Origin of the sequence: Brevundimonas sp. MYb52, assembly GCF_002979535.1 — a bacterium.
Classification (GTDB): domain Bacteria; phylum Pseudomonadota; class Alphaproteobacteria; order Caulobacterales; family Caulobacteraceae; genus Brevundimonas.
This window is the reverse complement of record NZ_PCPB01000011.1, coordinates 14,340-27,602: the sequence shown is the minus strand read 5'-3', so window position 1 is coordinate 27,602 and position 13,263 is coordinate 14,340. Positions and strand designations below refer to the sequence as shown.

Below are 13,263 nucleotides of genomic sequence, written 5' to 3'. Positions count from 1 at the left end.
GCCTCAATTGGAGCCCGGTTCCCAGAACTGGCGGGTTTCACGACAGGGTGACGCCCATTAGGATGGGGCATGTCTTCAGACGCCTCCCTGTTCCCGCCGACCGCCCCGCCCGCACGCTCTGTCGCGCCGGGCCTCTATCTGGTGGCCACGCCCATCGGCAATCTGCGCGACATGACGCTACGGGCGCTGGACGTCCTGGCCGCCGCCGACCTGGTCCTGGCCGAAGACACCCGCGTCACGGCCAAGCTGCTGACCGCCTATGGGCTTCGCGCCAAGCTGGAACGCTGCGACGATCATGCTTCGGCGCGCGCCGCCGAGATCGCGGTCGAGCGGCTGAAGGCGGGCGAGGTCGTGGCTCTGGTGTCGGACGCCGGCACGCCCCTGGTGTCGGACCCCGGCTATGTCGTGGCTCGCGCAGCCATCGCCGAGGGCCTGCCTGTCCATCCCATCCCCGGCGCCTCCAGCCTGCTGGCCGCCCTGTGTCTGGCGGGGCAGCCGGCTGATCGGGTGCTGTTCGCCGGTTTCCTGCCGCCCAAGTCGGGGGCAAGAAAGACCATGCTGGAGGAGTTGCGGACCGGACGTCAGACCCTGGTCTTCTTCGAGAGCGGTCCGCGTCTGAAGGACAGCCTGACCGACATGGCCGAGGTCCTGGGCGACCGCCCCGCCGCTGTCACCCGCGAACTGACCAAGCTCTATGAGGAGGCCGTGCGCGGCACCCTGTCCGAACTGGCCGTCGACCCGCGCTGCGACGCGCCCAAGGGCGAGATCGTCGTGGTCGTGGGCCCCGGCGAGGCCGAGGTCGCCAGCGCCGCCGACGCCGATGCGGCCCTGGCCGAGGCCATGACCCGCCTGCCGCCGGGCGAGGCCGCCGCCGAGGTGTCCAAGGCGCTCAATCTTCCCCGCAAACCGCTCTACAAGCGGGCGTTGGAAATGCAGGGCCGGTGAAGCCCCGCCTGCGCCCCGGTCCGTCGCCGCGTCAGCCGAAAGCGGGCTGGCGTCAGGCGCTGGGCGGGCGGTCGCATCGCGAAGGCCACAGCGCCGAATGGATCGCCGCTGCCTGGCTGATGCTCAAGGGCTATCAAATCCTGGCCTTTCGTCTGAAGGGGCGCGGCGGCGAGATCGATATTCTGGCCAAACGGGGCGGCACCCTGGCGGTGGTCGAGGTCAAGCGACGGCGCACGATCGAGGCCGCCATTCTGGCGCTGGGGTCGGAACAACACGGTCGTCTGGCCGTCGCCGGCGCCGCCGTGGCCCGCAGCCGGCCCTCATTGCAGGGGCTGAACCTGCGGATTGATATGGTGGCGCTGGCTCCCGGACGATTTCCGCGTCATCTTCGCGGGGTGACGACCACAGGAACGGACATCGCGTGACCCGCGACGAGGCCGAGATCATTCTGACTCAGGCGGGAACCGCCCAGGACGACGGCTTCCCGCTGCTCGCCTGCGCCATCGCCTGCGCCATTCACGACTACCCGTTCCGCGATCCCGAACCGGTCCGGCTGCTGGCCGATCAGGCCGCCCAGCGGGTCAAGGAACGCGCAGCCAACGAAAGTCCCGACGACGCCCTGGCCGAGACCATGGCCTGCGACCTGCGTCTGAACGGCGATCTTCTGAACTATGATCATCCGGGCAACACCGACGTCATCGACGTGGCCGAACGGCGGCGCGGCCTGTCGGCGGCCCTGGTGGTCTTCTATCTGGACGCGGCACGGCGTGCAGGGCTGAAGGCGGCGGCGGTGGACTTCCCCGGACATGTTCTCTTGCGCGTGGAGACGCCCGAGGGGCCGGTGGCGCTGGACCCCTTCAGCCAGGGTCGTCTGGTCCTGCCTAGCGAGTTGACGCGGCGCGCCCTGCTGGCGGGACTGACGCCGCATGTGGCCGACCGGCTGGACCTGCTGATGGCCCCGGTCAGCGATCGCCAGGCCTTGATCCGTCTGCAGAACCTTCTCTTCACTCGCGCCTTGCTGGCTGAGGACTATGAGGGGGCGGAGCGCTCGGCCCTGCGCCGCGCCCTGCTGGACCCGGAAGATCACCGGCCCTGGCTTGACGTCGCCGCCGCCCGTGAGAAACAGGGCGCTTTGACCGGAGCGCTGCAGGCCCTGTCGCGCGCCCGCGCCATCGACGGCCCCGCCGACGCCCACCGCGCCAGCATGGACCGGGTGCGGATGCGCCTGAACTGAAGCCTTGCGGTACGCATCCTGCGCCATCAAGTAGGAGCTAGCGCGCTTCGGCGCTCAAGCCGTGATCGTCCGCGACGCGAGCATAGCGCACTAAAACTAGCTCAAGCAGCGAGCGCCCGCGGCGCGAGCGATAGCGCCTCTTACTAAGGACTACCCATGCTGAAAGTCGCCATCCAGATGGACCCGCTCGAGGCGGTGAACGTCGAGTCCGACACCACCTTCCTGATGGCCCTGTCGGGTCAGGCGCGCGGCCACAAGCTGTGGATCTACGACTTCCGCACCCTGGCGCTGGACGAAGGCCGCCTGTTCTGCCGCGCCCGCCCGGTGACGGTGAACGCGGTCCAGGGCGAGCACGCCGACTTCGGCCCCGAGGTGGTCCTTGATCTGGCTGAGGACGTGGACGTCATCCTGATGCGTCAGGACCCGCCTTTCGACATGGCCTATGTCACCGCCACCTATCTGCTGGAGCGGGTGCATCCGAAGACCCTGGTGGTCAACAATCCCGCAGAGGTGCGCTCGGCGCCCGAGAAGCTGATCGCCACCCTCTTCCCCGGCCTGCAGCCGCCGACCCTGGTGTCGTCCGACCCGGTCGCCCTGGTCGACTTCCACCGCCGCCACGGCGACGTGGTGCTCAAGCCCCTGCACGGCGCCGCCGGGTCGGGCGTGGTGCGGCTGAAGGCCGACGATCCCAATCTGGAAGCCCTGATCGAGATTCACGCCGCCGGGTCGCGCGACCCCCTGGTGATCCAGAAATTCATCCCCGCCGTGTCCAAGGGCGACAAACGCATCATCCTGATCGACGGCGAGGCGGTCGGCGCCATCAACCGCATCCCGGCCAAGGATCAGGTGCGCTCGAACCTGCGCGTCGGCGGCACGGCGGCCCCGGTCGAACTGACCCCGCGCGACCTGGAAATCTGCGCCGCCATCGGCCCCTATCTGAAGGAACGCGGCCTGATCTTCGTCGGCATCGACGTGATCGGCGACTACCTGACCGAGATCAACGTCACCTCGCCCACCGGCGCCCAGCAACTGCTGAAGTTCTCGGGCGTCGATGCGACGGCCCTGATGTGGGACGTGATCGAAAGGAAGACGCGCGAAGCCCGCTAGGGCGCGCACAACGGGAGGGGACCCCATGACCAGAACGACGACCGCCGGCGCGCTGACCGCCTTGACCCTGCTTATCGCCGCGCCGGCCTCGGCTCAGGAGGCGGCGCCGAAACGCCCGTCGATGGAGGTGCTGGAGCGGATCATCGAGACCCGCACCCCCCAGACCCGCGTCGAGACGCCGGATCACGACCGCATCACCGCCCGCCGCATCGACATCGTCGACGCCGATGGGACCATTCGCATGACCCTGTCAGGCGCCACGCCCGCCCCGATCATCGACGGCATCCAGTACAAGCGCGCCTTCAATGTCGCCGGCCTGATCCTCTATGACGACAAGGGCAGCGAGCGCGGGGGCTTCGGCACGGCGGATGTGGACGGCGGTATGGCGGTGCTGGCCCTGGATCACCCGGCTATGGACGCCATCGGCTGGCGCGTGTCGCCGGACGGCGCGGTCAGCTTCGTCATCAACCAGGCGCCGCCCTTGATCCGTGAGCCGGGTCTGGGCGACGCTCTCGTGCCCGGCGTGCAGACGCCGACGCGGATGCGGCTGTCGGTCGCCGCCGACGGCACGCCCGCAGTCGCCCTGTCCGACAAGCATGACAGACCGCGCGTTCGCATGACGGTGACGGAAGAAGGCTTTGGCGCCATCCAGTTCCTCAATGCGGCGGGCGAGGTGATCCACACCCTGGCGCCGGAAGCCGATCTGCCTTGATCTGGTGACATAACGACGCTCTTGCAGTTGCTATGAGTTCGTGATTTGTTCCCTCTTGGTCCGCAGGAGGGAGCCTATGGTCGCGCGCGTGGTGACAGTCGCCTTCGACGGGGTCGAGGCGCGACGGGTCGATGTCGAGGTGCAACAGGTGGCGACCCCCGCTGGGGCCTTCGCCATCGTCGGCCTGCCGGACAAGGCGGTGGCCGAGAGCCGCGAGCGGGTGCGCGGGGCCTTCGCCGGCATCGGCCTGGCCCTGCCGCCCAAGAAGGTCATCGCCAACCTGGCCCCAGCAGACCTGCCCAAGGAAGGCAGCCATTTCGACCTGCCCATCGCCCTGGCCCTGCTGGCCTCCATGGGGGTGATCGCGCCGGACGCCCTCGACGGCTGGGCGGCGGTCGGCGAGCTGGGCCTGGACGGCCAGATCGCGGCGGTGGGCGGAACCCTGCCTGCGGCCATGGCCGCTGGCGCCATGGGGCTGGGCCTCATCTGTCCCGAGGCCAACGGCCCCGAGGCGGCCTGGGCCGGGGAGACCGCCATCCTGGCGCCCCGCTCTCTGATCGGCCTGATCAATCATTTTCGCGGCACGCAGATCCTGCGCCCGCCCGAGCCCGGCCCGGTGACGGCGGGCGGCGCCGTGCCGGACCTGCGCGAGGTCAAGGGTCAGGAGAGCGCCAAACGAGTGCTGGAGATCGCCGCGGCCGGCGGCCACAACCTGCTGTTCGTCGGCCCGCCCGGCTCGGGCAAGTCGATGATGGCCCAGCGTCTGCCGGGCCTCTTGCCGCCATTGACGCCGCAGGAACTGCTGGAGACTTCGATGGTCTGGTCGGTGGCGGGCCTGATCCAGCGTGGCGCCTTGACCCGCGACCGGCCCTTCCGCGCGCCGCACCATTCAGCCTCCATGGCCGCCCTGACCGGGGGCGGTTTGCGGGCCAAGCCGGGCGAAGCCTCGCTGGCGCACAACGGCGTGCTGTTTCTTGATGAACTGCCGGAATATTCCGCCCAGGCGCTGGACAGCCTGCGTCAGCCGCTGGAGACGGGCGAGATCGTGGTGGCGCGCGCCAACGCCCATGTCCGCTATCCGGCGCGGTTCCAGCTGGTGGCGGCGATGAACCCCTGCCGCTGCGGCCTGGGCGGGGCCGGGCGCGGCGCCTGCGGCAAGGCTCCTCGCTGCCAGAAGGATTACCAGAACCGCATCTCCGGCCCGATGTTCGACCGCATCGACCTGACGGTGGAGACGCCGCCGGTCACCGCCGCCGACATGGCCCTGCCTCCGCCCGCTGAGGGCACGGTCGAGGCCGCCGCCCGCGTGGCCACAGCCCGCGCCCAGCAGGAGGAACGCGTCCGGGAAGCCGGATTCGACTCGGAGAAGGCGCGCGATCAGGCGATCAACGCCCGCGCCTCGGGCGAGACCCTGGATCGCTTCGCGGCGCCGGATGACGCAGGCCGGGCCCTGCTGATGCGGGCGGGCGAGGCCGGCGGGTTGACGGCGCGGGGGTGGACCCGGACCCTGCGGCTGGCGCGCACCATCGCCGACCTGGACGGCTCGACCGGGGTGCTGCGACGCCATGTCGCCGAAGCCCTGATGTATCGCCGCACCACCGTTGGAGCTCAGGGCGACTTCGACCGGCAGACCGCCCATCGCAGCGAGGCGCCAGCCTTCTGAAGCGTGGCCTTTTGAGGGCTGAAATCTGCGTTCGGTCACGCTTAACTCTTGGGCTCTAGGGTGGCGGATATGGGACAGGCACGCAGAACGCACGCACCGACCGAGATTACGCCCGCCGCCCCCCCCGGAGCGCCGTCGGGCGCGCCGGAACAGCAGTTCCTACGGCTCATGAGCCATGAGATGCGCACCCCTCTGAACGGGGTGATCGGCATGCTGGGCCTGCTCTCGAGGACCAAGCTGGACGGGGCCCAGCGCGCCTATGCCGAGGCGGCGCAGAAGTCGGCTGAGCATCTGTTGGGTCTGGTCAACGACCTGCTGGATTTCGCTCGCCTTGAAGCCGGGGCGCTGGAGTTCGATCCCGCTCCTGTCGATCTGGAAGGCCTGACGCGCGGCGTGGCCGAACTGCTCAGCCCCAAGGCCCACGACAAGGGGCTGGAGATCGTCTGGTCCGTCGCCGCCGATGCGCCCGACGTCATCGCCGACGAGGGCCGTCTGCGTCAGGTCCTGTTCAACCTGGCCGGCAATGCGGTGAAGTTCACCGACCGCGGCGGGGTCCGCCTGACGGTTGAGCGCGCCGGCGGGACCGCCGCGCGCCCGCGTCTGGCCTTTGTCGTCGATGACAGCGGCCCTGGCGTGCCGGAAGAGGCGCGCGGCCGCATCTTCGACGAGTTCGGCCACGCCGACGCCTCGGACGCCGCCCGTTTCGACGGCGCCGGTCTGGGCCTGGCCGTGGTCCGGCGTCTGGCCCAGGCCATGGGCGGCACGGTCGCCGTGAGCGATAGGCCGGACGGCCTCGGCGCTCGTTTCCGCTTCGAGGCCCCCTTCCCGGTCGCCGAAACCGCCCCGCGCGCCCGTCTGTTGGACGGCGTGGCCGTGGCGGTGCGCACCCCCGATCCCTTCGTGCGCCAGGCGGCGACCGCCCAGATCGAGGCCTCGGGCGGCCGTGTCGCGCGTCAGGCAGGGGTGACCCTGATCGACCACGCCATGGCCGAGGACGGCGCCCTGATGGTCAAGCCGTCGCAGGGCGAGGCCATCATTCTGTTGAAGCCCAGCGAGCGTGATCTGGTCGACCGCTACCGGGCGGCCGGTTTTCACGGCTATCTGATCAAGCCCCTGCGCCGCGCCTCCCTTGCTGAAAGGGTGCTGGCGGCCGCGGGCCGTCGCAAGGGGCTGACGGTTGCGGTCGGACGCGGTCAGGACGACGACCGTGTCACGCCCGTCGCCTTCAAGGGGCTGCGGGTCCTATTGGTCGAGGACAATCCGGTCGGCGCCCTGCTGGCCAAGACCCTGCTGCGCCGCGAGGGCTGCGTGGTTCAGACGGCGGCGGACGGCCATGAGGCCCTGCTGACGCTCAAAGAGGCCCGCTTCGATCTGATCTTCATGGACATGCGGATGCCGCGCATGGATGGCCCGGCAGCGGCGCGCGCGCTGCGCGAGCGTGGGGAACGCACCCCCATCATCGCCCTGACGGCCAACGCCTTCGCGGAGGACCGGATCGCCTGTCTGGAGGCGGGCATGAACGATCATCTGACCAAGCCGCTGGAGGCCGACGCCCTGCGCGCCGCCCTGATCCGCTGGACGAACGTCGGCAACCGCGCCAAGGTCGGGGCTCAGTAACCACGACCGCCCGTTTTCCGGCGGCGTCCCGCCGGAGACCTGCATGACCGACACGAAGACGCCCGCTTCCGAGGTTGCGGCACTGCAGCCGTCGCCGAAAGGTCTGGGCGTTCTGAAGGCGGCCTTCCGTGAGCGCCGCACCCTGGCCATGCTGCTGCTGGGCTTCTCCGCCGGCCTGCCCTTCGCCATGCTGTTCGGCACCCTGAACGCCTGGCTGTCGGATGCGGGCGTGTCGGTGGCCACCATCGGCGTCCTGTCCTGGGTGGGTCTGTTCGGCGCCTTCAAATTCCTCTGGTCGCCCTCGGTCGGCCTGACGCCGCCGATCATTGGAAGAATGGGGCGGCGCCGGTCCTGGCTGATCCTGTGCCAGGTGGTTCTGGTCGGCGCCCTGCTGACCATCGCCCTGTCGCATCCGGGCACGGGCGCCATTGCCCTGCTGGCCGGGGCGGCGGCGCTGGGCGCCTTCGCCTCGGCGACCCAGGACATCGTCATCGACACCTGGCGGATCGAAGTCGCCGACGAACGCGTCCCGGTGGATCTGCTGTCCACCGTCTACCAGTTGGGCTTCCGCACTGCGGCCCTGGTCGGCGGCGCCGGCGCCCTGTTGCTGGCGGATCGCTTCGGCTGGTCTTCCACCTTCGTCATCGGCGCTGGCCTGATGGGGCTGGGGGTGATCGGGACCCTGATCGCGCCGGAGCCGAAGCCAGCGCCGAAACAAGCCATCGCCCGCGAGCGCATCGGTTCGCCGCGTCTGCGCATGATCGCCCTGGCCGCCACTCTGATCGCCTGGGCCTGGGCCGCCTTCATGCTGATCCGTTTCATGGTCACGGCGCTGAGCGTCACCCCGGCGCCGAGTGCGGGCGAGTTCACCGCCACATGGGGGCCGTGGATCGTCGGCGGCGCCGTGATCCTTCCGGCGGCTCTGGCCGGGTTGATCGTCTGGCGCGGAGGCAAGACCGGGCCGGTCCAAGACGAGCGTGAGGCCCCGCCGCTGCTGAACACACTCTATGACGCCATCCTCGCGCCCCTGGTCGAGTTGATGGGGCGTCTGGGCTGGGGCGCGATCATCGTCCTGGGCCTGATCCTGACCTACCGCATCACGGACGGGGTCTGGGGGCCGTTCGCCTTTCCCTTCTATATGGGCGATACGGGCGGCGCCCTGGGTCACACCAAGACCGAGATCGCCCTGGCGTCCAAGACCTTCGGCGTCGTCATGACCATCCTTGGCATCGGTCTGGGCGGTTGGGCCCTGTTGGTCATCGGGCGCATGGCCAGCCTGCTGCTGGGCGCGGCCCTGTCGGCGGCCACCAATCTGCTGATGATGGATCTGGCGCTCGGCGCGCCGGTCATCCACGGCTTCATGCAGGTCAGCGGTCTCTACAAGGTGTTCGGCCTGTTCCATGTGGGCGAGCCCCTGGCGCGACTGATGCTGGCCATCGCGGGCGAGAACATCGCCGGCGGCTTCGCGGGCGCGGCCTTCGTCGCCTATCTGTCGGCCCTGTCGAACAAGATGTTCGGGGCGGTCCAGTTCGCGGTCTTTACCTCTCTGGCCCTGTTGATCGGCACCTTGGGGCGCGGCGCCCTGGGCGAACTGATCGAGCGTCAGGGCTATGCCGCCATGTTCGTCATCGCCGCCTGGCTGGGTCTGATCGCCGTCGTCTTCTGCGCCGTGGAGTGGGTGCGTGTGACGGTCGAACGTCGGCGGTTGACCCGGTAGACCTGACGCGCAAACGCAAAGAGGCGGCCCGAAGGCCGCCTCTCGACTTTCCAGCGATGGAAAGCGATCAGTCCTCGACCGACGCGCCTTCGGCGTAGGCGGCGAAGGTGGCGGCGGTGATGATCTCGTTGACCGAGGCGCCCAGGGGCACGATCTGCACCGACTTCTCCAGGCCGACCAGCAGCGGGCCGATCACGGTGGCGCCGCCCAGCGACTGCACCAGACGGGTCGAGATAGCCGCCGAATGAATGGCCGGCATGACCAGGACGTTGGCGTCGCCGGTCAGGCGCATGAAGGGATAGTTGGCGCGGGCTTCGGGGTTGAGCGCCAACTCGGGCGGCATTTCGCCTTCGTATTCGAAGCCGACGTCCATGCTGTCCAGAATGCGGATGGCCTCGCGGACCTTCTCGCCACGATCGCCGGGGGGATCACCGAAGGTCGAGTAGCTGAGGAAGGCGACGCGCGGCGTGCGGCCCAGCTTCTTGACCGTGGCGGCGGCCTTGATGGCGATTTCGGCCAGTTCGGCGGCGTTGGGCAGTTCGTGGATCGAGGTGTCGGCCACGAACAGGGTGCGCCCCTTGGCCAGAAGGATCGACAGGCCGATCATGCGGTCCGTGACGTCGAGGACGCGACGGACTTCCTTCAGGGCCATGTTGAAGTTGCGGGTCACGCCGGTGACCATGCAGTCGGCCTGACCGCGCGCAATCATGGTGGCGCCGAAGTAGTTGCGGTCCTGATTGATCATGCGCTGCACGTCGCGACGCAGATAGCCGCGACGGTTCAGGCGCTCATACAGCCAGTCCGTGTATTCGACATTGTGGCCCGAGGTGCGGGCGTTGACGATCTCGATGCCCAGCTCGTCGAAGTTCAGGCCGGCCTCGGCGGCGTTCTGACGGATCAGATCCTCGCGGCCGACCAGGATGGGCGTGCCCAGCTCGGCCTGCTTGAAGGCCCAGGCGGCGCGGATGACGGACTGCTCCTCGCCCTCGGCGAAGACCACCCGCTGCTTGGGTCCCGAGCGCACGGCCGAGGAGATCTTCTGCATCAGGGCGGCGGACGGATCGACGCGCTGCTTCAGCGAGATGCGATAGGCGTCCATGTCGGCGATGGGCTTGCGCGCCACGCCGGTCTCCATCGCCGTCTGGGCGATGAAGGGGGGGATGTACCAGATCAGGCGCGGGTCGAACGGGGTCGGTATGATGTATTCCGGGCCGAACTTCAGCTTGCGGCCGCGATAGGCGGCGGCGACTTCGTCCGGCACGTCCTCGCGGGCCAGGGCCGCCAGGGCGTGGGCGCAGGCGATCTTCATCTCGTGGTTGATCTGACGCGCGCGCACGTCCAGGGCGCCCCGGAACAGATAGGGGAAGGCCAGGACGTTGTTGACCTGGTTCACATAGTCCGAGCGGCCGGTGGCGATGATGGCGTCCGAGCGCACCGACTTGACGTCTTCCGGGGTAATCTCGGGGTCCGGGTTGGCCATGGCGAAGATGATGGGCTTGGGCGCCATGGAGGCGACCATTTCCTTGCTGATTGCGCCCTTCGCGCTCAGGCCCAGCACCACATCGGCGCCGACCATGGCTTCTTCCAGGGTGCGCAACGGGGTGTCGGTGGCGTGCGCCGCCTGCCATTGAGAGACGTTGTCGCGGCCCTTGTAGATGACGCCCTGACGATCGCAGATGACCGTGTTCTCGGCCTTGACCCCGGCGGCCTTCATCAGGGCGATGGACGACAGGCCGGCGGCGCCGGCGCCCGACAGGACGACCTTGAGGTCTTCCAGCTTCTTGCCGACGATATGGGCGGCGTTGATCAGGCCGGCGGTCGAGATGATGGCCGTGCCGTGCTGGTCGTCATGGAAGACGGGGATGTCGAGCAGGTCTTGAAGTTGGGCTTCGATCTCGAAGCACTCGGGGGACTTGATGTCCTCCAGGTTGATGCCGCCCCAGGTGTCGCCGATGTTCTTGACCACCGTGACGAACTCGTCCGGGTCGGTGGTCTTCACCTCGACGTCGAAGCTGTCCACGTCGGCGAAGCGCTTGAACAGGACCGACTTGCCCTCCATCACCGGCTTGGACGCCATGTGGCCGAGGTTGCCCAGGCCCAGGATGGCCGTGCCGTTGGAAATGACGGCGACCATGTTCCCCTTGGAGGTGTAGTCATAGGCCTTGTCCGCATCGGCGGCGATGGCCAGGACCGGCACGGCCACGCCCGGCGAATAGGCCAGCGACAGGTCGCGCTGGGTCGCCATCGGCTTGGTCGGGGCCATGGAGATCTTGCCCGGGATCGGATCGCTGTGGAACTCCAGAGCGTCGTCGTCGGAGAAGGTCTGTTTATCGGTCAATTCGGGCATTTCGATCTCGGGAAGGGCAGGCGCCCCATGTTCCTAGATCGTGGGACGGGTGGGGACAACTGCTGACGCTACGTCAGGGCCGATTGCTTAAGCCTGTGGCAAAAGCCCCGTGCGCTCGACTTCGACCGGTCCGGTCATGAAGACATGGCCGGACGCCTCGTCCCAGTCGATGGTCAGTTCGCCGCCGTCGACGACGACCGTGGCCTTGCGGTCGGTCAGACCGCGCCGCGCCGTGGCCACCAGGGCGGCGCAGGCGCCGGTGCCGCAGGCCAGGGTCAGGCCCGCGCCGCGCTCCCACACCCGCAGCCGGATATGGTCGCGGTCGATGACCTTGGCGAAGCCGACGTTGACCCCCTCGGGGAAGAGCGGGTGATGCTCGACCAGGGAGCCCGAGCCGCGCACGAAGGCGTCGTCCTGCTGATCGGTGAAAAAGACGACGTGAGGATTGCCCATCGAGACCGCGCCGGGCGTATGCAGAACCGGGGCGTCGATCGGCCCGACCTGCAGTTCGATGCCGCGCGTGTCCATTTCCTCGGCCAGCGGCACCTGGTCCCAGTTCAGACGCGGTTGGCCCATATCCACCGTGACCTGATGATGGGCCGCGGTCGTCGACCCTCCGATCAAGTCGAGAGGATCTCCCGACCCGACGCGGCCGTGATCGCCCGCGCGCCTTGCCGTCGTCGGTCCGCCCAGGGTGTCGATGACCACCTCTTCCTTGTCGGTGGCTTCCAGCAACAGCCAGCCGACGCAGCGCAGGGCGTTGCCGCAGGTCTCGACCATCGAGCCGTCGGCGTTCCACACCCTCATGAAGGCGTCGGCCGTCTCGGACGGCTCGACGCCGATCAACTGATCGAAACCGCCCAGACCTGCCTCAGGGCTGGCCAGGGCGCGCACCTGATCCTCGGTGGGGTGGAAGCCCTCCTCGAAGGCCTGAACGACGATGAAGGCGTTTCCGGCGCCGTTCATGCGGATGTAGGGGCGTGCGGCCTGGGTCATGATCGCCTTCATATAGGATTTTTCGCCGGTTCATGTATCGCTGACGCGGATGACGTCTGATCACATCGAAACCGCCAAACCTGATGGACTGCGGCTGAAGGCGCGGCTGCGCTACCTCTATCACGGGACCCAGCCGGCGGCGGTCAAGTTCCGCCTGATGGTCATCATCGTCGACCTGATCATCATCGGCTTCTTCCTGGCCACGCCCATCCTCAAGGAGGCGGGCTGGGCCTTCTATGTGATGGACTATCTGATCGCCGCCATCCTGGGGCTGGATCTGGCGGCTCGGGCCTATGCCTGGTCCGACATCAAGGACTGGCTGAAGCGGCCGATCGTCTGGATCGACCTCTTCGTCCTGGCCACCCTGCTCTTTCCGGTCTGGCTGGCCAATCTCGGCTTCCTGCGGCTGTTGCGGCTGTGGACCCTGCTCAACTCGGACTTCTTCTGGCGCACCATCGGCCGGCGCTTCGATGATACCCGGGTCGAGGAGATCACCCGCGCCCTGGCCTCGCTGGTGACCTTCGTCTTTGTCGTCACCGGCTTCGTCTATGCCGCCTTCCGGGGGCGGGCCGAGCATATCAACGGCTATCTGGATGCCCTGTATTTCACTGTGGCGACCCTGACGACGACGGGCTTTGGCGACATCACCCTGCCGGGCAACTGGGGGCGGGTCATCTCCATCGTCGTCATGCTGGTAGGCATCACCCTGTTCATCCGTCTGGCCCAGACCCTGATCCGTCCGCACAAGGTCAAGTTCCCCTGCCCCACCTGCGGCCTGCAGAAGCACGACCCCGACGCCGTTCATTGCAAGGCCTGCGGCCAGATCCTGTGCATCCCGGACGAGGGGGACTGACGACGGTCGCGCCGTCGCTGCGACGAAAGATGACAGGCTTGTAAGATTTCCGCCGCTTGCCGCCGTCCTTTC

The 13,263-nt window shown here is 68.4% G+C and carries 11 protein-coding genes; 9 read left to right on the top strand and 2 right to left on the bottom strand.

What is annotated here, in order from left to right; genetic code table 11:
• The first annotated feature begins 69 nt into the window (after window positions 1-69).
• The 8 genes from rsmI (at window position 70) to CQ039_RS12050 (ending at window position 8,995) form a co-directional block, all read left to right on the top strand.
• Window positions 70-945: a 16S rRNA (cytidine(1402)-2'-O)-methyltransferase gene (gene rsmI / locus CQ039_RS12085; RefSeq protein WP_105564270.1), complete on the top strand. Its 876-nt coding sequence runs from the start codon at window positions 70-72 to the stop codon at window positions 943-945.
• On the top strand, window positions 942-1,370 hold the full coding sequence (locus CQ039_RS12080) for a YraN family protein (RefSeq protein ID WP_105564271.1): 429 nt from the start codon (window positions 942-944) through the stop codon (window positions 1,368-1,370). The genes rsmI and CQ039_RS12080 overlap by 4 nt, the downstream gene beginning before the upstream one ends.
• The gene (locus CQ039_RS12075; RefSeq protein WP_105564272.1) at window positions 1,367-2,179 is read left to right on the top strand and encodes a SirB1 family protein; all 813 of its coding nucleotides are present in this window, start codon (window positions 1,367-1,369) and stop codon (window positions 2,177-2,179) included. The genes CQ039_RS12080 and CQ039_RS12075 overlap by 4 nt, the downstream gene beginning before the upstream one ends.
• 156 nt (window positions 2,180-2,335) lie before the next feature.
• Window positions 2,336-3,286: a glutathione synthase gene (gene gshB, locus CQ039_RS12070; RefSeq protein ID WP_105564273.1), complete on the top strand. Its 951-nt coding sequence runs from the start codon at window positions 2,336-2,338 to the stop codon at window positions 3,284-3,286.
• A gap of 25 nt (window positions 3,287-3,311) precedes the next feature.
• Window positions 3,312-3,998 carry a hypothetical protein gene (locus CQ039_RS12065; RefSeq protein WP_105564274.1) on the top strand — a complete coding sequence of 229 codons (687 nt, stop codon included), beginning with the start codon at window positions 3,312-3,314 and terminating at the stop codon, window positions 3,996-3,998.
• Window positions 3,999-4,074: 76 nt separating this feature from the next.
• Window positions 4,075-5,661 carry a YifB family Mg chelatase-like AAA ATPase gene (locus tag CQ039_RS12060; protein WP_105564275.1) on the top strand — a complete coding sequence of 529 codons (1,587 nt, stop codon included), beginning with the start codon at window positions 4,075-4,077 and terminating at the stop codon, window positions 5,659-5,661.
• A 69-nt stretch (window positions 5,662-5,730) separates the two neighbouring features.
• Window positions 5,731-7,278, top strand: a complete 1,548-nt coding sequence (locus CQ039_RS12055; RefSeq protein ID WP_105564276.1) for a response regulator — start codon at window positions 5,731-5,733, stop codon at window positions 7,276-7,278.
• A gap of 43 nt (window positions 7,279-7,321) precedes the next feature.
• Window positions 7,322-8,995: an MFS transporter gene (locus CQ039_RS12050; RefSeq protein WP_105564277.1), complete on the top strand. Its 1,674-nt coding sequence runs from the start codon at window positions 7,322-7,324 to the stop codon at window positions 8,993-8,995.
• A 67-nt stretch (window positions 8,996-9,062) separates the two neighbouring features.
• Here the strand turns inward: CQ039_RS12050 and CQ039_RS12045 are convergent, their stop codons facing one another.
• Window positions 9,063-11,342, bottom strand: coding sequence for an NADP-dependent malic enzyme (locus CQ039_RS12045; protein WP_105564278.1), 2,280 nt, complete (start codon window positions 11,340-11,342; stop codon window positions 9,063-9,065).
• An 87-nt stretch (window positions 11,343-11,429) separates the two neighbouring features.
• Window positions 11,430-12,338, bottom strand: coding sequence for a diaminopimelate epimerase (gene dapF / locus CQ039_RS12040; RefSeq protein ID WP_233190290.1), 909 nt, complete (start codon window positions 12,336-12,338; stop codon window positions 11,430-11,432).
• Between the two features lie 49 nt (window positions 12,339-12,387).
• Between dapF and CQ039_RS12035 the strand changes: the two genes are divergently transcribed.
• Window positions 12,388-13,191, top strand: a complete 804-nt coding sequence (locus CQ039_RS12035) for a potassium channel family protein (RefSeq protein ID WP_105564280.1) — start codon at window positions 12,388-12,390, stop codon at window positions 13,189-13,191.
• The last annotated feature ends 72 nt before the right edge of the window (window positions 13,192-13,263 follow it).